Source organism: Pseudomonas spelaei (genome assembly GCF_009724245.1).
Taxonomy (GTDB): Bacteria; Pseudomonadota; Gammaproteobacteria; order Pseudomonadales; family Pseudomonadaceae; genus Aquipseudomonas; species Aquipseudomonas spelaei.
On the sequence record NZ_WNNK01000017.1, the window covers coordinates 72,568 to 95,274 of the forward strand.

Below are 22,707 nucleotides of genomic sequence, written 5' to 3' on the forward strand. Positions count from 1 at the left end.
CGTAAGGCAGGTGCTGCCCAGGAAGTTCAGGGTGCGCGATTGTACGCAAGCTAAAGAGGTGTTGCAAGTAGCCGTCTATCGCGCCTTGACACTGCGGGACGTGGGTCCTAGCATGCCGCGCAACCCTTCTGGAGCGACTGTCGCTGATGCAACCCCAAGCTTTCTACCGCGCGGTGGCGGACGATTTTAGCGCCGTCGACGGCATCATCAAGAAGCAGCTGACTTCTAAAGTGCCGCTGGTCTCCAAAATTGGCGACTATATTACCTCGGCGGGCGGCAAGCGCCTGCGTCCTTTATTAGTGCTGCTGTGTGGCAAGGCCCTGGGCCGCGAAGGCGATGACCTGCGCCTGCTGGCCGCCACCATCGAATTCCTGCACACCGCCACCCTGCTGCATGACGACGTGGTCGACATGTCCGGTATGCGCCGTGGCCGGGAAACGGCCAACGCCATGTGGGGCAACGCGCCAAGCGTGCTGGTGGGCGATTTCCTGTACTCGCGCTCGTTCGAAATGATGGTCGAACTGGGTTCGATGCCGGTGATGAAGATTCTTTCACAGGCCACTCGCATCATCGCCGAAGGCGAAGTGCTGCAACTGTCGAAAGTACGCGACGCCAGCACCACCGAAGAAACCTACATGGAAGTGATCCGCGGCAAGACCGCCATGCTCTTCGAAGCCTCGACCCACAGCGCTGCGGCCCTGTGTGAGGCGACACCCGAGCAAAGCGAAGCCCTGCGCACCTTCGGTGATCATCTGGGCGTGGCGTTCCAACTGGTCGACGACCTGCTGGACTATCGCGGCGATGCCGAGACCCTGGGCAAGAACGTCGGTGATGACCTGGCCGAAGGCAAACCGACACTGCCGCTGATCTACACCATGCGTGAAGGTACGCCGGAACAGGCTGCCCTGGTGCGCAAGGCGATCCAGAAAGGCGGGATCGAAGACCTGGAAAGCATCCGCGAAGCCGTGGAAGCCTCCGGCTCACTGGAATACACCGCCCAACTGGCCCGTGACTACGTGGCCCGTGCCATCAAATGCCTGGAAGCCCTTCCAGCCAGCGAATACCGGGACGCCCTGGTTGAGCTGAGTGAGTTCGCGGTCGCGCGCACTCACTAAAGCCACTTTATGTGGGAGCTGGCTTGCCTGCGATAACCTCGCCTCGGTATCCCTGAAATACCGAGTCGCCTGCATCGCGGGCAAGCCCGGCGCCCACAGAGTTCCGGCTAGCCCGCCCTTCCTGCGTTAAAACCCTATACAATGTGCGCTTTTTAGCCATCCTGAAACTCAAGGAGCCTTAGTGAGCATGTTGCCACCCTGCCCGAAATGCAATTCCGAATACACCTACGAAGACGGCGCCCAGCTGATCTGCCCGGAATGCGCCCATGAGTGGGCCATCGGTGGCGAAGCCGAAGCTGCCAGCGATGAAACCGTGAAGAAAGACTCCGTGGGCAATGTCCTGCAGGACGGCGACACCATCACCGTGATCAAGGACCTCAAGGTCAAGGGCACGTCTCTGGTGGTCAAGGTCGGCACCAAGGTCAAGAACATTCGCCTGTGTGATGGCGACCACGATATCGATTGCAAGATCGACGGTATCGGCCCAATGAAGCTCAAGTCCGAGTTCGTCCGGAAAGTCTGATAGAGCTGCCGCCATCTCGTGCCTTGCACGAGATGGCGCTTCACCCTCCCCGCGCCAACCCCTCCCCCGATAGCAAAAGGCCAGCCCTTTTGACCGAAAACAATATCCACACAGAAAAAACCGGAAACCGCCAATAGGCACTTGCTATTCTACGAATAAGAATTATTCTCATTGAAACCCATCAAGGAGATGCGACCCATGACTTATTTGATCGATGCCTGGCTGGACCGCCCACACCCTTACCTGCGGATCCTTCATCGGGAAACCGGAGAAGTTTGCGCTGTGCTGGAAGAAGAAGCCTTGAATGAACTGCAGGATCAGGGCGACCTGGACGTCAATGGCTTGAGTTCCAGTGAGCCTGGGGTGCTGAAGGAGGTGGTCCGTAACTTGTTTCTGTTTTGCTATGCCCGGGCGTTGCGCCCGGTGACGGATCTCAATGGCAAGTTTCATCCATGAAATACCAGCAGACCCTGGCTGCACCGGCCTCACGTGAGAGCTGGCTTGCCTGCGATAGCATCACCTCGGTATGACTTCAGACCGAGTCGTCTGCATCGCGAGCAAGCCCGACTCCTACATGAAAGCCGGTGCAACAGTCAGCAGATCTTACAGAACGTCGAGCAACTCGACGTCGAACACCAGAACGCTGTGCGGCGGAATGCTGCCAACGCCTTGTGCGCCGTAAGCCAATTCGCTCGGCACATACAGACGCCATTTGCTGCCGGCATTCATCAGTTGCAGGGCTTCGGTCCAGCCCGCGATCACGCCGCCAACCGGAAACTCTGCAGGCTGGCCGCGCTCGTAAGAGCTGTCGAACACAGTGCCGTCGATCAGGGTGCCGTGGTAATGGGTACGTACCTGATCTTCACGGGTAGGCTTGGCGCCTTCGCCTTGGGTCAACACTTCGAACTGCAGACCGGAAGCCAGAGTGGTAATGCCGTCACGCTTGGCGTTATCCGCCAGGAAAGCCAGGCCTTCGCCCGCCGCCGCTTCAGCCTTTGCAGCTGCTTCGGCTTGCATGATTTCACGGATCACTTTAAAGCTGGCAGCCATTTGCTCTTGGTCAACACGGCTTGGCTTACCGGCGAAAGCGTCGGTCAGGCCGGCCAGGATGGCGTCAAGGCTCACGCCCGGCGGCGGGTTGTCGCGCAGTTGGTCGCCCAACTGACGGCCAATGCCGTAGCTCACGCGGGTTTCGTCGGTGGACAAGTTAACTTCGGACATGGAACTGCTCCGCTATAGGACGACAACACACGCCGTCCAAACTAAAAGGGCGAGCAGCCTAGCACACAAGCCGTGCCCTTGATGAGCCCCGCGCGGGAGAGCGCCAGGGGGGTAATTAATGCTTGGTGACTTTGTCCAGGTAGCCCATGGCAAACGCCGACACCACAAAAGTCATGTGAATGATCACATACCATTTCAGGTGCTCGGGATCGACGTTCTTGGCGTCCATGAAGACCCGCAGCAAATGGATCGACGAAATCGCCACGATGGACGCCGCGACCTTCATCTTCAGCGACGAGGAGTCCATGGTCCCCAGCCAGTTGAGCTTCTCCTTGCTTTCGTCGATGTCCAGTTGGGAGACGAAGTTCTCGTAGCCGCTGATCATCACCATCACCAGCAAGCCGCCCACCAGCGCCATGTCGATCAACGACAGCAGCACCAGGATCACATCCGACTCACTCATGGAGAACACCATGGGAATCACATGGAACACTTCCTGGAAGAACTTCAGCCCCAGCGCCAACAGCCCCAGGGACAACCCGAAATAGATCGGCGCCAGCAGCCAGCGTGAGGCGTACATTGCATTTTCGATAAAACGTTCCATTGAATCTCACACAGCTTGGCCAGAAATGGCGGCGAGTATATCAGCCGTGCCCAAAGGCCAGAAACCACTGAGAAAACTGATCTGCACCGCATCTGTTAAAGACTTTTTCTGCTAGTGTCGAGGTCATCAACTCGGCTCGATGATGTCGGACAGGAAGACTCAGATAATGGATGTACGATCTCCTTTGGCCAGCTTTGGCCTGTTTGCGGCGTTGCTGATGGGCGGCGGCTGCTCCCCCAGCGAAGAGCAGAAACAGACCAGCCTCGAAGAACGAACTGCAAAATTCGAACAATCCCTGGACACGATTCAGGACCCCAGGCTCAAGGACGCCGTGGCTGACCTTGGTGGCTCGCTGCTATTACTGGAGCGTGCGCGGGTCAAGCTCAGCACCAAGCCCATCGAGACCGAGTACGGCGAAGACTCCCTGGCGTTGCTCAAGCACTACCCCACGCCCCAGGCACTGGTGGACACCTACATCAACGGTCTGTTTGTCCTGCGCAAGGCATCCCATTCGGACTACCTGACGGATCTGCAGCCGGTCTTCCCCTTCAGCTTCAACATGCCCGACCAGTTTCCCTTCCCCCACGGCCTGGAATGGCAGTCGGTGACCTTGAGCAACAATAAGATCATCCCCTTTCAGCCGGAATGGTCAGAAACCGATCCCGGCATCCAGTTGAGCCCCACCAGCTCCAACCTGACCAACCCGGATGACCTGACGGTGACCTACCCGTTCATCGAAGGCATCGAGACCGAAAACAAGAGTCAGCCGCAACCTGTCACCCTCAAGGGCAAGATTGAAGTGATTGCCCCGCGCAAGGTCTTCACTTTCGATCTGTCGAAAAAGGACGTGGGACGCAAACGCACCGAAGAAAACGTCACCGTCACCCTGCTGACCCTGGAAAAGAACTACGCCGAGATCGAGCTGACCAATAGCGCACCCTTGGCGCCGGACGTCGGAGAAGAGTCCCCCAACCCGCTGCTGGTGCAAGCCCAGGACACCACAGGGCAATTCCTGTCGCGCTCGGGCTCGATCAACGAGAACGCCGCCCAATTGGCGTTCTATGAGAAACAACTGGCCGAGATGCAGAAGCAGAAAGCCTGGTCCGACGCGTTTGAGAAGCAGCTGGAAGATGAACAGAAAGCCTTCGAACACAAGCAAAGCAGTCATTACACCAAGGTGTACTTCAACGGCCAGATCGACAATGTGCAGGTCAGCGTCCTCGATTTCTCCCAAGCCACAGTAACCCGCAAGGACCTGGAGCTGCCGATCCGCCGCTTTGAAAAGAACAGCCTGGAAAAAACCGTACAAAGCCTGCCCATGCCGGTAACGGTGTATGACGACCAGATGCCCGACTGGCTCAAGGATGCCACGCTGTCCGAAGATCAGTTGAAAAACAGCGTCAGCGTCAACCAGTCTGTGGAAGACGCCAGCGCCGCACGCATCGAGTTCGATCACCCCTTCACCTTCAACGACGACCTGCTGGGCAACTCGCGCAATGGCGGCGACGCACCGATCACCTTCTTTACCGCCGATGACGCGGGCAAGCGTGGAGAGCCGATCGAATTGCCCACCGAGGCCTTCGAAGTCGATCCGGGCCGCGGCACGATCACCTACGACCTCAACCTGTTTCCCGAAAACCCGGCCTTTGTGGTGGGTTCAATACCGCTATTCCTGGCCAATATCGAGAAAGGCACCCTCAACGCCGGGCAACTGCCCAAAGGCCTGGAACTGCAAGGCAATGCATTGATTGTCGATCAGAAGCTGTTCCCCTCCGATAGCTGGCGCTTCTTTGCCAAGGACGCCAGCGGTAACTACTTGAAGGAGATTCTTGCTGTCAGCCACCGTGCCGAGGAATACGGCACCGAGTTGTTTGACGTGCATTACTTCTACGGCCAGCCGACTACCCTGGAAACCTACCAGCGCACCGATTTGAATACCGTGGAGTATGGCTTTGAGGTCAAGCTGGATAAACCTGAGGCAGCGCCCGTTGCCAAGCCATAGGCCCGACAGCGGGACTGTGTCGATCACCTGTAGCCGCTGGCGCAGCCTGCAATCGGCTGCGCAGCAGTCGCCAGGATCTTGAAGCTGGCGAAGGTCCTTCGGCCCTTATCGCAGCCTCGTGCCTCGGCAGCGGCGTGCTTATCGAATATCGCTGAGCACCTGATGACGCCCACCATTGAGCTGACGCAGATGCGCCTGCAAGTGCAAGCACCAGATTTGCGGGTCATCAGCCAACTGATAGCCATGCAACGTCAGGCTTTCAACGATGGATTCAAGGATGGTTTCAGCGACGAAGGGCCCATGAAACGGGCCTTGGGACTTGACGGTCGAGGGTTGCTCGCCGTTCATTCCGGCGGCAAACAATAAGGTCCACATCCCGGTATCCCCCGCAAGCGGGCGAATGGAGCATTCGATGCGGGTCACCAGGCCCAGGCACTGGCGGGTGAGGCAAAGGTTGCGCGTCATGGCGGCGCCCCTCGGTAGATCGGTGTTCAGCCTCAAGAAGGCGAGACTGTTTCTATCCAGCGACTCCTGTTGATATCCCTTGAGCTGAGAATAGAAGAAAACCGCTACAAACCAAGGCGGCAGGGACCAACGGGCATTTGCCCCTGATCGCTGAGTCAAAATTGTGGCAAGGGGCTTGCCCCCTCGCCACAAAAGCCCCCTTACACCATCAGGATCAGCTCGGCTTGGCCTCGGCCAACGCCTGTTGTGCCAGCTCCTTCTCCGCTTCCTTGAGATCATCCTCGCTGATCATCTCGGCAATTACCCGCAGGCGCTCCACCACCCGTGCATTGACGCTGCCTTCCGGGAATTGCCCCTCCTCGTCGGGCGCACCGGCCGGCTCGCCCACCAGCAGGCTCAGGGCCTCGTCAGCCTGGCGCACGGCGTAGACATGGAACATCCCATCCCGCACCGCCTGCAACACCTTCTCGTCGAGCATCAGCGTCGCGACGTTGGCCTGGGGAATGATCGCCCCTTGCTCCCCCGTCAAACCACGGGCCTCGCAAAGGCGGAAGAAGCCTTCGATCTTCTCGTTGACCCCACCCACCGCCTGCACTTCACCAAACTGGTTGATGGAGCCGGTGATGGCAAAGCATTGCTTGAGCGGCGTCTTCGACAGGGCCGAGATCAAGGTGCAGGCCTCGCCCAGAGACGCGCTGTCACCGTCGACATAACCGTAGGACTGCTCCAGGGCGATACTCGCCGAGATCGCCAACGGGAATTCCTGGGCATAACGGCTGCCCAAATAACCCGTGAGGATCATCACACCCTTGGAGTGAATCGGCTGCCCGAGGTTAACTTCACGCTCGATGTCGACGATGCCGCTGCCGCCCGGGTACACCGTGGCGGAAATCCGCGCGGGCACGCCGAACGCCGAATCACCGACCTCCAGCACCGTCAGCCCGTTGCACTTGCCCACGGCCGCGCCGGCGGTGTCGATCAGGATCACGCCGGCCAGCATGTCATCGAGAATCCGCGCCGATACCCGCCCGGTGCGCGTGGCCTTGGCCTTGAGCGCACGCTCGATATGCCCGGCATCGGTCCGCTCATCGCCCGCCAGGTGACGAATGAAATCCGCCTCACTGACCAGTTGGAACAGATCACCGATGCGCGCCGACAGACGCCCCTGGTTCTCCGCCAGCCGCGCGCTGTAGGTCGCCAGACGCGCGACGGCATCAGAGGTCAGTGGCGCCATGCCTTCTTCCGAGGTACGGGTTTTGAGCAACTGGGCGAACTGCTCCAGGCTTTCATCGACCATTGGGATGTCTTCATCGAAGTCCACCAGCACCCGGAACATCTCCTGGAAGTCCGGATCAGCGTCTTGCAGGGCGTAATACAACTGACGGGAACCAATGATGATGACTTTGAGCTGCAACGGGATCACTTGCGGGTTCAGCGTCACGGTAGCCAGGCGGCCCATCTCGCCCAGCGGTGACTCCATCTTCAGTTTGCGCGACTGCAGGGCACGCTTGAGGGCATCCCAGACAAACGGCTCGCTGAGCATTTTCTCTGCTTCAAGGATCAGGAACCCCCCATTGGCACGGTGCAAGGCACCCGGGCGCAGCTGCCGGTAGGTGGTGTACAGCGCCCCTTGGTCGGTGCTGTATTCGATCCGGCCGAACAGATTGTCGTAGGTCGGATGAGGCTCGAACACCACCGGCGCGCCGCCATTGACCGGATGACCGACGACCAGGCTCGGGCAGTATTGTTCTTCCAGCAACTTGCGGGCCTGAGCATCGGTTTTTGCATCGTCCACCAACTGCTCAACCACGGTTTTCAGCATGTAGACCTGCATCGCCTGCAGGTAACCGCAGACGGCAGCGTTCTCTGCGTACTTCTCGGACAACGGCGCCAACAGAGGCTGCAAGGCCAGCGTGATGGTTTCTTCGTTGAACTGGCGCATCTGGTTATTCGACTCGCGCTTCCACTGGGGCAAGCTGGCGAGCTCTTCGTTAAGGCGTTCTTCCAGTTCGGAAATATCGGTGTGGAAGCGCTCACGGTCGGCTTCCGGCAGTTGCGAAAACTCGGCTTCGTCCAGCGCCTTGCCATCGAGCATCGGCGTAAACGCAATGTTGGTGCTGTCGCGGTACAGCGCCACGTCTTTTTCCAGGGCCAGGCGTTCAATCACGTCCAGGGCACGGTCGTAACGCTGGTTAAAAGCGCGGTCGATGGCGCTTTTACGCTGTTGATAAGTCGGGTGTTCAAACACCGCCGGGAAAGTCGCTACCAGGTTGTCGATCAGACCGTTGATATCGCTGATGAACGCCGCTGCGCCACTCGCGGGCAACTCCAACGCACGAGGCTCTCGCGGCTCATCGAAATTATTGACGTAGACCCAGTCTGCCGGGGTCTGCAGGCGTTTGCCTTCGGCCTTGAGGTAGCGTTTGACGAACGAAAAGCGCCCGGTACCGGGTTCGCCCATGACAAAAACGTTGTAACCGGGGCGTGGCATGGCCACACCGAACTGCAAGGCTTCGACCGCACGCTCCTGGCCAAGCACACCGCGAAAAGGCTCCAAATCATTGGTGGTCGAGAAGCTGAACTGTTCAGCGGAAAAAGGACGAGTCAGCGCTTCAGGCGCTAGACGCAAGCTGGCAGCAACAGGATCAGGCATCGGGCTTCCTTACATCAGGCGGGGCAGATGACGGCATTCTGGCGCCGGGTATGGCTGGCTGGCAAGGCACGGCTTAGGGAAAGCATAGACACAGGTTCAGGCTTGCCAAAAAACCTCACCGTTCTCGATTGTTTTACAAAAACCCACGGAACCCTTGGATCGTGCCTAAACTCCAAACTGCGCGGGTTGGATTAATAACCGACTCCTAGGGTGCTGTGAGGCACCTGAACCCTTGTCCATTGGTTTGCACACAAAGAGAACAAAGCTATGAAACGGATCCTTCTCGGTACTCTCTTCACCGTCGTCTCCCTCAATGCAATGGCAGAAGCGCCAGGTGGCCCGAACTGCGGTTGGGGCAACATGCTGTTCGAAGGCCAGCGCGGCACACCCGCTCACTTCCTGGCCTCCACCACCAACGGCACCTCCGGTAACGCCACCTTCGGCATGACCTCGGGCACCAACGGCTGCAGCACCAACAGCAAGCTGACCTACGGCGGCAAGTCCTGGATTGCCATGAATGGCATGATGAACGAGCTGTCTGAAGACATGGCCAAAGGTAACGGCGAAGCGCTGACCACCTATGCCGTGGTACTGGGCGTTGCGCCTGAAGACCGCGAGCACTTTGCTGCCGTGACTCACGAGCACTTCCAGCAAATCTTCAGCAAGGCTGACGTCACCGCCGAAGATGTGCACACCAATACCCTCGCCGTACTGAAAAGCGACACCCGCCTGGCGAAATACGTTACCCAGGCTTAAGCTCGGCCCGCCCGTGCCTTTCGAGGCACGGGTTTTATATTTTTGGACCCGCCTCTTCCTTGGGTCTTTTTTATTTCGACTTAAGTTGCCCACATGCTCAAACGCCTTGCCTGGATGGCTCTCTTCGCCTGCGCCCCGCTGTACGCGGCCCCGCACCTTGATGATCAACGTTTGCAGCAATTGGCCAACGACCCGTTCTGGTTGTCCCTGGGCCATTACGAATCAGGCAAGTTCGAAGGCTGGCGCAGCTATGTCAGCGACAAGAAGTTCTTCCTTGCCGAAGATGGCGCCCATCACCCCGACGCCGAACTCAAGGCCACCGTACAGGCACTCTATGCCCCGGCCAGCCTCGGTGAGCAACACGCCCAATGCGTTTACCCGGCCCGTACCCGCTGGCTCAAGGATCAGTTGCACCTGACTGACTTGCCGGCCCCGGACTGCAAAGAATTCAAGCAATGGTTCAAGGACGTCGCGCCCCACAGCGCGGTGATGATCTTCCCGGCGGCCTACCTCAACAGCCCGTCATCGATGTTTGGCCATACCCTGCTGCGTATCGATCAAGCTGACGTGCAGAGCAACAACACCGCCCTGCTCAGCTACGCCATCAACTTCGGCGCCTATATCGAGGGCTCGGACAACAGCATCCTCTACGCCTGGAAAGGCTTGATGGGCGGCTACCCGGGCCTGTTTGCACTGGTGCCGTACCAGGAAAAACTCTCGGAATACCGCAGCCTGGAAAACCGCGACCTGTGGGAATACCGACTGAACCTGACTCAGGTGGAAACCGAGCGCATGGTCGAGCACGTCTGGGAGCTCAAGCAGATCCAGTTCGACTACTTCTTCTTCGACGAAAACTGCTCCTATCGTCTGCTCGAGCTGCTGCAAGTCGCCCGCCCGGGCCTGCGCCTGACCGAACAGTTCCCACTGACCGCCATTCCGACCGACACGGTAAAAGCCGTAAAAGACGCAGGTCTGGTAGAGAAAATCGACTACCGCCCCTCCCGCGAACGTGAGTTGCTGGAGCGCGCCAAGCCGCTGGACAGCGATGAGCAGCAATGGGTGCTGAAGATCAGCGACGACCAGAAACAACTGCAAGAACCAACCTTCAAGGCCATCGCCAAAGACCGCCAGGCCCTGATCATTGATGCCGCCTACCGCCTTGGCCGCTACCGTGCGAACGGTCTGGAACGCGATACCGAGCGTTCTCAACGCAGTTTCGAACTGCTACGGGCGATCAACCAGAACCCGCCGCCGGAGCTGAAGATCGAACAGCCCGGCCTTCCGGAGAACGGCCACGAGTCCCGCACCTGGCAAGCCGGAGTCGGTACTCGGGGTGATAAGGCGTTCGGCGAATATGGCCTGCGCATGGCCTACCACGACCTCAACGACAACGCCGAAGGTTTCCCCCTGGGCGCTCAGATCGAAATCCTGCAAATGAAACTGCGCCAGTACGAAGGCAATCACTGGCAATTGCAGCAACTGGACCTGGCGACCATTCGCTCACTGACCCCGCGTAACGAGCTGCTGCAACCCTGGTCCTGGCAAGTCACCGGTGGCCTTGAGCGCGTGCCGGGTAAACATGACGACCAGACCCTGGTCAGCCACGTCAACGGCGGCGCCGGCGGGACCTGGCAACTGCGCGACGACATGCTCGGCTTCGCCCTGGGCACAGTGCGGGTGGAACATAACAGCGACTTCGACGAATTCATCTCCCCCGCTGCCGGCTTTAATACCGGCGTGTTGTGGAAAAATCCGCTGGGGAATCTGAGCCTGGAAGCCAAGGGCGACTTCTTCACCAATGGCGAAGTGCGGCGCAGTATCAGCCTCAACCAGCAGTGGGAATTGTCGCGCAACCTTGGGCTGCGCCTGAGCGCACAGCGCGAATTCAGCCATTTGGCCACGCCAGTGAATGAGGTGATGCTTGAGGTGAAGTGGTATCACTATTGATCCGTCGCTAAAGACCAAATGTGCGAGCTGGCTTGCCTGCGATGACAGTCTGTCTGTTAATACAGCTGTAGCTGACCCACCGCTATCGCAGGCAAGCCAGCTCCCACATTTTTGACCGTATTTCCTCAGGTCCATCGGCGGCGACACATTTCTCACACTCCTTTCACATCTCCCCGACGAATCCACTCCTAGACTTCTCATATCAGCCATTCCATGGCCAATGGAGTCTTCAGATGCGGCGGTGCGTGGTGATATTAGGTGTGTTGGTACTGTTGGCGGGTTGCCAATCAACCCACGAAGAGTTACTGGCCAAGGGTTATCCACCGGCCTTTGCCGATGGTTTCGACGACGGTTGCAGCAGCGGCCGCCAAGCAGCAGGCGTGATCACCGGAGCATTTCGCAAGAACGTCCCCCGTTATCTGAAAGACCGCACATACGCCGAAGGTTGGGATGATGGTTTCCGCCAGTGCAAGGCCATGCGCGAAAACGAAGAACTCAATGACTACAAGGACCACCACTGGGACGAACGCGAGCGCGCCTGGCAACAGGAGAAGGACCGCGACGCGGCCAAGGCTTATCGCTCGCAATAGGTCGTTTTCAGACATCCATCGAAACTAAAAGGCGGCGACCATGACCTAAACTCCATAGCAGGAGAGTGTCATGAGCCGAGCTTTCGTCAACGAAGACAGCGCCGCTGCCCAGGCCAGCCAGCCGGTGGAGCGCCTGGTCAGTGCGCAACCCAACCGCCTCACAGCCCAAGGCCTTGCACAGCTGCAAGCCAAGGTTGCCCAGCTTCAGCAGGAGTACAGCGACGAATCTGCCAAGGGCGAGCAGGCGGACAAACAGCGCCAGGCCGATCTTGAGCGGGATTTGCGCTACTTCAACCAGCGCCTGCAAAGTGCCCAGGTGGTGGCACCGGCAACCTCTACCGACAAGGCGCAGATCGGCAGTTGGGTGACCTTTGCCAATGAGCAGGACCAAGAGCGGCGCGTTCAATTGGTGGGTGAAGACCAGGCAGATGCCAACGCAGGCCTGATCAACTGGGGCTCACCTCTGGGGCGGGCGTTGCTGGGTGCTCAGGTGGGCGACGAGGTGCTGTGGAGGCGCCCCGCCGGTGATCAGTTGATCGAAGTCCTGCGCATTGAGCCCGAGGTTTAGACGATGCCCTGGGCCAGCATCGCGTCCGCTACCTTCACGAAGCCTGCGATATTCGCGCCCTTCACGTAATTGACCCGGCCGTTCTCTTCACCGTAATGCACACAGGCGTGATGGATCGACTGCATGATGTTATGCAACTTGCTGTCCACCTCACCGGCGGTCCACAGCAAGCGCATGGCGTTCTGCGACATTTCCAACCCGCTCACTGCCACGCCGCCGGCGTTGGAGGCCTTGCCTGGGGCGAACAGGATGCCTGCATCGATAAAGATATCCACAGCCTCAAGGGTGGTGGGCATGTTGGCGCCTTCGGCCACGCACACACAGCCATTGCGCAACAGCGTGCGCGCCGCGTCGGCGTCCAGTTCGTTCTGGGTAGCGCATGGCAGGGCGATGTCGCAAGCCAGCTCCCAGGGTGTTTTGCCGGCACGGAATTCCAGACCGAAGCGCCCGGCCAATTCACTGATACGACCGCGCTGGACGTTTTTCAGCTCCAGCAGCGCCGACCATTGCGCCTCGCTCAAACCGCTTTCGCAGTACAGGGTGCCTTCGGAGTCAGACAGGGAAATCACCTTGCCGCCCAGGTCCATGACCTTGCGGGCAGCGTATTGGGCAACGTTGCCGGAACCCGAGATGGCCACGCGCTTGCCTTCGACACGCTGATTCTGACGCTTGAGCATTTCTTCGGCGAAGTATACACAACCGAAACCGGTGGCCTCCGGGCGAATCAGGCTGCCACCGTAGCTCATGCCCTTGCCGGTCAGCACCGAGGTGAATTGGTTGCTCAGGCGTTTGTACTGGCCGAACAGAAAGCCAATCTCCCGGGCGCCGACGCCAATATCCCCGGCCGGCACGTCCACATCCGCGCCGATGTGGCGGTACAGCTCACTCATGAACGCCTGGCAGAAACGCATGACCTCGGCGTCACTCTTGCCCTTGGGATCAAAGTCCGAGCCGCCTTTGCCGCCGCCCATGGGCAGCGAGGTCAGGGAGTTCTTGAAGGTCTGCTCGAAGGCGAGGAATTTCAGGACACCCAGGTTCACCGACGGGTGGAAGCGCAGGCCGCCTTTGTAGGGGCCGATGGCACTGTTCATCTGGATACGGAACCCGCGATTGACCTGAACCTTGCCGTGATCATCAACCCACGACACCCGAAACACGATGGCGCGCTCCGGCTCGCAGATGCGCTCCAGAATGCCTGAGGTCAGATAGTGCGGATTGGCTTCAAGAAACGGCCACAGACTGCGCAGGACTTCTTCCACGGCCTGGTGGAATTCCGGTTGGTCCGGGTCGCGTTTTTTGAGGCGGGCAAGAAAGGATTCGACGGATTCGATCATGAAAAGTCTCGGCAAATTTATTGTCGTTAAAGGAGATTTGAGCCGGACTTTAACAATTCATGTTGCACCGTGACAGGGCAAAATGTCGCATTTGTGAATTTAAATGGTGCGATAGATATAAATAAATGACTTTTTTGCACCTGAATGGGGATTTAAACCAAAATTTTGCACCCATAGATAAACCGTCATCGCAGGCAAGCCAGCTCCCACCTTCAACCGCATTGCCACGGATGCACTCGGTCAAATGTGGGAGCTGGCTTGCCTGCGATGGGGCCTACTCGGCCCATAGAAAAAGGCGCAAAAAAAACGGAGCCCGAAGGCTCCGCTCTTTCAAACCACCAACCCGAATCAGGCCAGTTTCTTGTGCCGTACACGGTGCGGCTGGGCAGCCGCTTCACCCAAACGCTTCTTGCGATCAGCTTCGTACTCGGTGTAGTTACCTTCGAAGAACACCGCTTGGGAATCGTCTTCGTACGCCAGGATGTGCGTGGCCACGCGGTCAAGGAACCACCGATCGTGAGAGATCACAATGGCGGCGCCGGGGAAGTCCAGCAAGGCTTCTTCCAGGGAACGCAGGGTTTCAACGTCGAGGTCGTTGGACGGTTCGTCGAGCAGCAGGACGTTGCCGCCCTCTTTCAGGGTCAGGGCCAGGTGCAAGCGGCCACGTTCACCGCCGGACAGGTCCTTGACGAACTTCTGCTGGTCGCCGCCCTTGAAGTTGAAACGGCCAACGTAGGTGCGCGACGGAATCTCGTAGTTGCCGATGCGGATCTGGTCGGAACCGTCGGAAATCTGCTGGAACACGGTCTTGCTGCCGTCGAGGTCGTCGCGACTTTGGTCAACGCACGCCAGTTGCACGGTTTCGCCAACTTCAATGCTGCCCGAATCCGGTTGTTCCTTGCCCATCAGCATGCGGAACAGCGTGGACTTACCCGCACCGTTACCGCCGATCACGCCAACGATTGCGCCTTTAGGCATGGAGAACGACAGATTGTCGATCAGCACGCGATCGCCGTAGCCCTTGGAGACGTTCTTGAATTCGATAACCTTGTCACCCAGCCGCGGACCGGCCGGGATATAGATTTCGTTGGTTTCGCTGCGCTTCTGGAATTCCTGGGATTGCATCTCCTCGAAGCGTTGCAGACGGGCCTTGGATTTCGACTGACGTGCCTTGGCGCCTTTTCGTACCCATTCCAGCTCGTCTTTCATAGCCTTTTCATGGGCCGACTGTTGCTTGGATTCGGCAGCCAGACGGTCGGACTTGGCTTCCAGCCAACCGGAGTAGTTACCCTCGTAAGGGATACCCGCGCCACGGTCGAGTTCCAGAATCCAGCCTGCGACGTTGTCCAGGAAGTAACGGTCGTGCGTGATCGCGACCACAGTGCCTGGGAAGTCATGGAGGAAATGTTCCAGCCAGGCGACGGAATCGGCGTCCAGGTGGTTGGTAGGTTCGTCGAGCAGCAGCATGTCGGGGGCCGACAGCAGCAGGCGGCACAGGGCCACACGACGCTTCTCACCACCGGACAGGTGTTCGATCTTGGCGTCCCACGCTGGCAGGCGCAGCGCATCGGCGGCGACTTCCAGCTGGCGATCGAGGTTGTGACCGTCGCCGGCTTGCAGGATGGCTTCGAGCTTGGCTTGTTCGGCGGCCAGCTTGTCGAAGTCGGCGTCAGGGTCGGCGTATTCGGCGTAGACCTGATCCAGGCGAGCCTGAGCGTCCTTGATTACGCTGACCGCCTCTTCGACCACTTCACGCACGGTCTTGGTCGGGTCCAGGATCGGCTCTTGCGGCAGGTAGCCGATGTTCAGGTCGGGCATCGGGCGGGCTTCGCCTTCGAACTCGGTGTCGACGCCAGCCATGATCTTCAGCAGCGTGGACTTACCCGAACCGTTGAGGCCGAGCACGCCGATCTTGGCGCCAGGGAAGAAAGACAGCGAAATGTTTTTCAGGATTTCCCGCTTCGGCGGAACTACTTTTCCCAGCCGATGCATGGTGAAGACGTATTGAGCCATGGTGAACCTAGCGTCAGTGACTGATGAATTAAGCGGGCGAAGCCCGTGCCAGGCCATGCGCGGCGCGGGCCGTTGATCATGATCAATGCCTGCGTGCGGAAAAAGCCTGATTGTCTGGGGCTGGAACGCCCTCGCGTAACCGGCAAAGCTACCTGAATGCGTGTGGGCAGTCCAGCCAAGCAGGGCTGGCACTTTGCCACAACACAAGGCATGCTAGCCGCCCTCCGGGCGTCCGGCTTATAGTGCACGTCGCGCGCCAGTCCAGCCAAACCGCAGGATCACAGCTTGTCCAACGTCACAACGCCCACTCCCCTGCGCGCCGCGAACATTGCGCCGGGAGCGCCCCTGCACGGTACCCTCAAGGGCGCATTGGCGACGCTGGTCCTGATGCTGCTTGCATTATTGTTCTGGCAACTGCTGGACCAACTGCAACAGAACCAGAAGAACCAGCAGCAATACACCATCGACTACAGCGCCGACCTGGCCGAACAAATCAGCCTGAACATGGCCTTGAGTGCGCAGATCGCCCTCAACCTGCTGCCCATCGTCGAACAGCCGCGCAGTACTGAACAGCAACAAGCGCTGATGCGCACCCTTCAACGCTCCCTGCCGGAGCTGCGCAGTGTCGCCCTCCTCGCCCCCAGCGGCGCGATGCTCAGTGACAGCGCCAACGACAGTCAGGACAGTGCCTGGCTGGCGGAGCTGGTCAAGCGCAGCCACGCCCAGTCCTATTATTTGAGCAACAACAACGACGGCGCCGTCATCTACCTGCTGCTCAATCAGCCAAGCGGCGGCGCCAAGGCGTACTGGGCCTTGCGCCTGGCGCCCAACTACCTGGCCAACCTGACCCGTCAGGATGGCCAGGGCCAGCGGCCGATGTGGGTCATTGAAAATCGCCTGAACCACCGGGTCGTCAGCCGCGACAGTGGCATGCCGGCCCAGTGGGCTGCGGCGCTGACCCCGGACGAGTTGAACAAGAGCGTATTGGTCACACCCCTGAGCAAAAGCGACTGGCAGTTACGCGGCCTGTTTGATCGCGCTGCCGTGCTGGAGCAACTGCTGCCGGCCTTTATTGGCAAATGCCTGCTGGGCCTGGCGTTTTCCCTGATTCCGTTGATCGTCCTGCTGAACATGCGGCGCCGCCAGCGCCAGGTCCATGAGGGGCGCCGCCGCTATCAGGATATTTTCGAAGGCACCGGCGTGGCGTTGTGCGTGCTTGACCTCTCAGGCCTGCCGGTCTGCTTCGACAAGGCCCGCGTGCAAACGCGCGAGCAACTGCAGGATTGGCTGCAAGACAGCCCCGAACAACGCCAGCCACTGCTCAAGGAACTGCGCATCACCGAAATCAACCAGGTGGCGGTGCGTCTGCTCAATGTGATGTCTTGCGAACAGGCCTGGGAGCGCCTGATCGATGGCTCCCCGCTGAATTCCACCGCTATCGGCTATCAACTGCTCGAGGCGGTACTGACCCAGCAGAAACAGCTGGAGCTGGAGATCCAGCTCAACGACCTCGACGGCAACGATCAGTACCTGTGGCTGGTGATGCGCCTGCCGGAAGAACAGCACGACTATAAAGCGGTCATCCTCAGTATCAGCGACATCACCAGCCGCAAGCTGATCGAGTTGTCGCTGGTCGAACGCGAAGGATTCTGGTCGAACGTGGTGCGCACCGTGCCCGATCACCTGTACGTACAAGACGTGATCAGCCAACGGATGATTTTCAGCAACCACCATCTGGGGCACACGTTGGGCTACAACAAGCCCGAGTTGCAGCAGATGGGCGAGTACTTCTGGGAAATCCTGCTGCACCCCGAAGATGCCCAGCACTACCACGACCTGCGCCAGCAGCAGCGTGAAAACGGCTACTTCAGCCAACTGCAATGCCAACTGCGTTTTCGCCACCGCAACAATCAATGGCGGCGCTTCGATATCCGTGAACAAGCCCTGGCCCGAGACAAGTCCGACCAGGTCACACGCATTATTGGCGTGGCCAAGGACGTCACTGACCAGATCGAAGCCAGCGAATCCCTGCGCGACAGCGAACAACGCTACCGCATGCTCGCAGAAAGCATCAGCGACGTGATTTGCTCCACCGACAGTCAATTGGCCCTCAACTACGTCAGCCCCTCGGTCAATGCAGTGCTGGGCTATGACGTGGATTGGATCTTCAAGAACGGTTGGCAATCGATCATCGCCAACCCCCAGCAACTGACGGGCATCTACACCCTGGTGGAACACGTCAGCCGCGCTCTGGGCGATCCCAAGGCACTGGCCAAACTACGCGATGAGGTGCAGACCCAGCTGTTTCTGTTCGACTGCCTGCGGGCCGATGGGCGCAAGGTGCCCATCGAGCTGCGCCTGGTGCTGGTGTGGGATGAGCATGGCGCCTTCGAAGGCGTCCTTGGCGTCGGCCGTGATATCAGCCAGCAACGCCGCGCCGAGAAAGACTTGCGCATGGCGGCCACGGTATTCGAGCACTCCACGTCGGCGATCCTGATCACCGACCCGGCCGGGTATATCGTCCAGGCCAACGAAGCCTTCAGCCGCGTCAGCGGGTATGCCGTGACGGATGTGCTCGATCAACTGCCAAACATGCTCACCGTCGACGAGCAGCAAGAGGCCCATCTGCGTTACGTGCTCAAGCAGTTGCACCAGCACAGCACCTGGGAAGGGGAGGTCTGGCTCAAACGCCGTAACGGCGAGCATTACCCGGCCTGGGTCGGCATCACCGCCGTATTCGATGACGAAGGCGACCTGGCCAGCTATGTGTGTTTCTTCAGTGATATCAGCGAACGCAAAGCCAGCGAGCAACGCATCCATCGCCTGGCCTACTACGATGCCCTGACCCACCTGCCCAACCGCACACTGTTCCAGGACCGCCTGCATACCGCCTTGCAGTCGGCGGAACGACAAAAGTCCTGGGTAGTGTTGATGTTCCTCGACCTGGACCGCTTCAAACCGATCAACGACTCCCTGGGCCACGCCGCCGGCGACCGCATGCTCAAGGAAATGGCCACCCGCTTGCTGGGTTGTGTGGCCGAAGACGACACCGTGGCGCGCATGGGCGGCGACGAGTTCACCTTGCTCCTGCAACCGCGAGTCAGCCGCGAAATGGCGCTGAACCGGGCGATTCATGTGGCCGAGCAGATTCTTGCCAGCCTGGTGACGCCATTTGTGCTGGAAGGCCGCGAGTTCTTCGTCACCGCCAGCATCGGCATTGCCTTGAGCCCTCAGGACGGCAACGAACTGAGCCAACTGATGAAAAACGCCGACACCGCGATGTACCACGCCAAGGAGCGCGGCAAGAACAATTTCCAGTTCTACCAAGCCGACATGAACGCCAGCGCCCTGGAGCGCCTGGAACTGGAAAGCGACCTGCGTCATGCCCTGGACCAGAACGAATTCGTGCTCTACTACCAGCCGCAATTCAGCGGCGACGGCAAACGCCTGACCGGCGCCGAAGCCTTGCTGCGCTGGCGCCATCCACGTCGCGGGCTGGTGCCGCCGGGGGATTTCATTCCGGTACTGGAGGAACTGGGGCTGGTGGTAGACGTGGGCGACTGGGTGATCAGCGAAGCCTGTCGCCAGCTAAAGACCTGGCATCAGAACAAGGTGCGGGTGCCCAAGGTCTCGGTGAACATTTCCGCCCGGCAGTTCTCCGACGGCCAACTGGGTACACGCATCGCCACCATCCTCAAGGACACCGGCCTGCCGCCCGCGTGCCTGGAGCTGGAACTGACCGAAAGTATCCTGATGCGCGAAGTCAACGAAGCGATGCAGATCCTCGCCAGCCTGAAAAACCTTGGCCTGAGCATTGCGGTCGACGACTTTGGCACCGGCTATTCATCGCTGAACTACCTCAAGCAGTTCCCGATCGACGTACTGAAGATTGACCGCACCTTTGTCGATGGCCTGCCGTCCGGCGAACAGGACGCGCAGATCGCTCGGGCAATTATTGCCATGGCCCATAGCCTGAACCTTGCCGTGATCGCCGAAGGCGTGGAAACCCATGAGCAGTTGGACTTCCTGCGCGAGCATGGTTGCGACGAAGTGCAGGGCTACCTGTTCGGGCGGCCGATGCCGGCGAATCGGTTTGAGGTGCAGTTCAGTAATGATGCGTTGTTCATGTTTGACTGAGATTCTGTAGCGATGCTGTTGGCCTCATCGCAGGCAAGCCTGCTCCCACACTTGAATGTGTTCGCCAATCAAAATGTGGGAGCAGGCTTGCCTGCGATGAGGCCCGCGCAAACACCACTTATCCGCAGATGAGCCCCGCTTGTCCGCGACATGATGTCCTTTCATATGCCATCTAAAACCCATTGGGTTAGAATGCGCTTCTTTTCTGCCCCCGATCCTTGAGGACCGCCATGTTCAGCCGTGATTTGACTATTGCCAAGTACGACGCCGATCTCTTTGCCGCCATGGAGCAAGAAGCTCAGCGCCAGGAAGAGCACATTGAGCTGATCGCTTCGGAAAACTACACCAGCCCCGCCGTGATGGAGGCTCAAGGTTCGGTTCTGACCAACAAGTACGCCGAAGGTTATCCAGGCAAGCGTTACTACGGCGGTTGCGAGTTCGTCGATATCGTTGAGCAGCTTGCAATCGACCGCGCCAAGGAACTGTTCGGCGCCGATTACGCCAACGTTCAGCCACACGCCGGCTCCCAAGCCAACAGCGCCGTTTACCTGGCCCTGCTGCAAGGCGGCGACACCATCCTGGGCATGAGCCTGGCCCACGGCGGTCACCTGACCCACGGTGCTGGCGTTTCCTCCTCCGGCAAGCTGTACAACGCCGTTCAATACGGTATCGATGCCAACGGCCTGATCGACTACGACGAAGTCGAGCGCCTGGCAGTCGAGCACAAGCCGAAAATGATCGTGGCCGGTTTCTCTGCCTACTCGCAGATCCTCGACTTCCCACGCTTCCGTGAAATCGCTGACAAGGTTGGCGCTTATCTCTTTGTTGATATGGCTCACGTGGCTGGTCTGGTTGCCGCTGGTGTCTACCCGAACCCGGTGCCATTCGCTGACGTGGTGACCACCACCACCCACAAGACCCTGCGCGGTCCACGTGGCGGCCTGATCCTGGCTCGTGCCAACGCCGAGATCGAGAAGAAGCTGAACTCCGCCGTATTCCCGGGTGCCCAGGGTGGCCCGCTGGAGCACGTCATCGCCGCTAAAGCGATCTGCTTCAAGGAAGCACTGCAGCCTGAGTTCAAGACCTACCAGCAACAAGTGGTGAAAAACGCCAAGGCCATGGCCGGTGTATTCATCGAGCGCGGTTTTGACGTGGTCTCCGGTGGTACTGAGAACCACCTGTTCCTGCTGTCGCTGATCAAGCAGGACATCTCCGGTAAAGACGCTGACGCCGCTTTGGGCAAAGCTTTCATCACCGTGAACAAGAACTCGGTCCCGAACGACCCACGTTCGCCGTTCGTCACCTCCGGCCTGCGCTTCGGCACCCCGGCTGTGACCACTCGTGGCTTCAAGGAAGCAGAGTGCAAGGAACTGGCTGGCTGGATCTGCGACATCCTGGCTGACCTGAATAACGAAGCAGTGATCGATGCTGTTCGTGAGAAGGTCAAGACCATCTGCAAGAAGCTGCCGGTGTACGGCGCTTGATTGCAGTTGCTTGAATGAAAAGCCCGGCTCAAGAGCCGGGCTTTTTTATGGCGATTCCAAATTGAAATGCTATCAACTGTGGGAGCTGGCTTGCCTGCGATAGCGGTGGTTCAGTCACAACTGCATCGACTGACAGTCCGCCATCGCAGGCAAGCCAGCTCCCACACTGATCCGTATTTCAAGTCAGGATTTGGTAGACCCGCTCGAAGCCTGCGCGAATCTTCTCTTCCGGCAATTCATCGGCGATAAACACAATCACACTTTCCCGCGTCTCACCCTCAGCCCACTCAGTGTCCCAGTCAAACCCGTAAAGCTTCAGCACCCCCTGGAACACCATGCGCCGCTCTTCCCCGGCGATATTCAGCACGCCCTTGTAGCGCAGCAGCTGTTTACCGTGGTCTTCCAGCAGTTCGTTCATGAACTCGCTGAGCTTGTCGATATCCAGCGGCTGCTCGGTGCGCAGCACCAGGCTGGAAATCCGGTCGATGGACGGCGCCTTGCTCACCGGCCGCAGGCTCATGCCGGCGTTCAGGTTGAAACCGCGTACGTCCAGCAACTCGGCCAGGTCGATCTTGCCGTGCTCCACCACCCGAATCGGCGCCCGGCGGTTGATGCGGGTCAAGCGCTCGCAGAGGGCATCGAAGGTGGCGTCGTCCACCAGGTCGCGCTTGCTCACCAGCAGGCGATCGGCAAAACCGATCTGCGCCTGGGCGATGGTCTGGGTCAGGTGGTGTTCGGCGTGGGCCGCGTCCACCAGGGTGATGATGCCGTCGAGGATATAGCGCTCGCGCAGTTCCTCATCAATGAAAAAGGTCTGGGCCACCGGAGCCGGGTCGGCCAGGCCTGTGCATTCGATCACCAGGCGGTCGAAGGCGATCTCACCGCTGTCCAGGCGCTCCAGCAACAGGTACAGGGCCTTGGTCAGGTCGGTGTGAATCGTGCAGCAGACGCAGCCGTTGGACAGCGTCATGACTTGCACCGGCTCGTCACCCAACAGTTGGGTGTCGATACCGGCGTCGCTGAATTCGTTTTCGATCACGGCGATTTTCAAGCCATGCTCGGCCTTGAGCAGGTGGCGCAACAAGGTGGTCTTGCCTGCGCCGAGAAAGCCGCTGAGGACGGTGACGGGAATGGGAGAGGACAAAAAAGAAGTCTCCTTTCTGATGAAATAACTGAAGGAACACAAAACAAATGTGGGAGCTGGCTTGCCTGCGATGCAGACAACCCGGTCTTTCAGTCAGACCGAGGTGATGCTATCGCAGGCAAGCCAGCTCCCACATAAAGCCCTGCTACCA

Annotated in this window: 17 protein-coding genes; 10 read left to right on the forward strand and 7 right to left on the reverse strand. The window is 59.2% G+C overall.

The window, feature by feature from the left end; translation table 11 throughout:
• Positions 1 to 146 precede the first annotated feature (146 nt).
• The 3 genes from GNF76_RS19520 to GNF76_RS19530 all read left to right on the forward strand — a co-directional run bounded on the left by GNF76_RS19520 (position 147) and on the right by GNF76_RS19530 (position 2,094).
• A complete protein-coding gene (locus tag GNF76_RS19520; protein ID WP_155584754.1) occupies positions 147 to 1,115 on the forward strand; it encodes a polyprenyl synthetase family protein in 969 nt (322 codons plus the stop codon).
• A gap of 181 nt (positions 1,116 to 1,296) precedes the next feature.
• A complete protein-coding gene (locus GNF76_RS19525) occupies positions 1,297 to 1,638 on the forward strand; it encodes a zinc ribbon domain-containing protein YjdM (protein WP_178123430.1) in 342 nt (113 codons plus the stop codon).
• A 198-nt stretch (positions 1,639 to 1,836) separates the two neighbouring features.
• The gene (locus tag GNF76_RS19530; protein ID WP_155584756.1) at positions 1,837 to 2,094 is read left to right on the forward strand and encodes a PA4570 family protein; all 258 of its coding nucleotides are present in this window, start codon (positions 1,837 to 1,839) and stop codon (positions 2,092 to 2,094) included.
• A gap of 147 nt (positions 2,095 to 2,241) precedes the next feature.
• Here GNF76_RS19530 and bamJ read toward each other — a convergent pair whose 3' ends face one another.
• Both bamJ and GNF76_RS19540 read right to left on the reverse strand, forming a co-directional pair.
• Positions 2,242 to 2,859 carry a BamJ family beta-barrel-assembly machinery protein gene (bamJ, locus tag GNF76_RS19535; protein WP_155584757.1) on the reverse strand — a complete coding sequence of 206 codons (618 nt, stop codon included), beginning with the start codon at positions 2,857 to 2,859 and terminating at the stop codon, positions 2,242 to 2,244.
• A gap of 115 nt (positions 2,860 to 2,974) precedes the next feature.
• Positions 2,975 to 3,463, reverse strand: a complete 489-nt coding sequence (locus tag GNF76_RS19540; protein ID WP_010174946.1) for a TIGR00645 family protein — start codon at positions 3,461 to 3,463, stop codon at positions 2,975 to 2,977.
• Between the two features lie 166 nt (positions 3,464 to 3,629).
• Here GNF76_RS19540 and GNF76_RS19545 point away from each other — a divergent pair, with 166 nt between their 5' ends.
• Positions 3,630 to 5,465, forward strand: a complete 1,836-nt coding sequence (locus GNF76_RS19545; protein WP_155584758.1) for a hypothetical protein — start codon at positions 3,630 to 3,632, stop codon at positions 5,463 to 5,465.
• Positions 5,466 to 5,603: 138 nt separating this feature from the next.
• Here GNF76_RS19545 and GNF76_RS19550 read toward each other — a convergent pair whose 3' ends face one another.
• On the reverse strand, positions 5,604 to 5,930 hold the full coding sequence (locus GNF76_RS19550; RefSeq protein WP_155584759.1) for a PA4575 family protein: 327 nt from the start codon (positions 5,928 to 5,930) through the stop codon (positions 5,604 to 5,606).
• 214 nt (positions 5,931 to 6,144) lie between these two features.
• Positions 6,145 to 8,583 carry a Lon protease family protein gene (locus GNF76_RS19555; protein WP_155584760.1) on the reverse strand — a complete coding sequence of 813 codons (2,439 nt, stop codon included), beginning with the start codon at positions 8,581 to 8,583 and terminating at the stop codon, positions 6,145 to 6,147.
• 267 nt (positions 8,584 to 8,850) lie between these two features.
• Between GNF76_RS19555 and GNF76_RS19560 the strand changes: the two genes are divergently transcribed.
• The 4 genes from GNF76_RS19560 (at position 8,851) to GNF76_RS19575 (ending at position 12,444) form a co-directional block, all read left to right on the forward strand.
• A complete protein-coding gene (locus GNF76_RS19560; protein ID WP_155584761.1) occupies positions 8,851 to 9,339 on the forward strand; it encodes a DUF3015 domain-containing protein in 489 nt (162 codons plus the stop codon).
• Positions 9,340 to 9,432: 93 nt separating this feature from the next.
• Positions 9,433 to 11,286, forward strand: a complete 1,854-nt coding sequence (locus tag GNF76_RS19565; protein WP_155584762.1) for an Lnb N-terminal periplasmic domain-containing protein — start codon at positions 9,433 to 9,435, stop codon at positions 11,284 to 11,286.
• Between the two features lie 233 nt (positions 11,287 to 11,519).
• Positions 11,520 to 11,876, forward strand: a complete 357-nt coding sequence (locus tag GNF76_RS19570) for a hypothetical protein (RefSeq protein WP_155584763.1) — start codon at positions 11,520 to 11,522, stop codon at positions 11,874 to 11,876.
• A gap of 70 nt (positions 11,877 to 11,946) precedes the next feature.
• Positions 11,947 to 12,444, forward strand: a complete 498-nt coding sequence (locus GNF76_RS19575) for a GreA/GreB family elongation factor (RefSeq protein ID WP_155584764.1) — start codon at positions 11,947 to 11,949, stop codon at positions 12,442 to 12,444.
• Here the strand turns inward: GNF76_RS19575 and gdhA are convergent.
• Positions 12,441 to 13,778, reverse strand: a complete 1,338-nt coding sequence (gene gdhA, locus GNF76_RS19580; protein WP_155584765.1) for an NADP-specific glutamate dehydrogenase — start codon at positions 13,776 to 13,778, stop codon at positions 12,441 to 12,443. The genes GNF76_RS19575 and gdhA overlap by 4 nt on opposite strands.
• A 348-nt stretch (positions 13,779 to 14,126) precedes the next feature.
• Positions 14,127 to 15,791, reverse strand: a complete 1,665-nt coding sequence (ettA, locus tag GNF76_RS19585) for an energy-dependent translational throttle protein EttA (RefSeq protein WP_155584766.1) — start codon at positions 15,789 to 15,791, stop codon at positions 14,127 to 14,129.
• Positions 15,792 to 16,076: 285 nt separating this feature from the next.
• Between ettA and GNF76_RS19590 the strand changes: the two genes are divergently transcribed.
• Both GNF76_RS19590 and glyA read left to right on the forward strand, forming a co-directional pair.
• Positions 16,077 to 19,928 carry a sensor domain-containing protein gene (locus tag GNF76_RS19590; RefSeq protein WP_155584767.1) on the forward strand — a complete coding sequence of 1,284 codons (3,852 nt, stop codon included), beginning with the start codon at positions 16,077 to 16,079 and terminating at the stop codon, positions 19,926 to 19,928.
• 230 nt (positions 19,929 to 20,158) lie between these two features.
• Positions 20,159 to 21,412: a serine hydroxymethyltransferase gene (glyA, locus tag GNF76_RS19595; RefSeq protein ID WP_155584768.1), complete on the forward strand. Its 1,254-nt coding sequence runs from the start codon at positions 20,159 to 20,161 to the stop codon at positions 21,410 to 21,412.
• A 178-nt stretch (positions 21,413 to 21,590) separates the two neighbouring features.
• Here glyA and yjiA read toward each other — a convergent pair whose 3' ends face one another.
• A complete protein-coding gene (gene yjiA, locus GNF76_RS19600) occupies positions 21,591 to 22,556 on the reverse strand; it encodes a GTPase (RefSeq protein ID WP_155584769.1) in 966 nt (321 codons plus the stop codon).
• Positions 22,557 to 22,707: the final 151 nt, after the last annotated feature.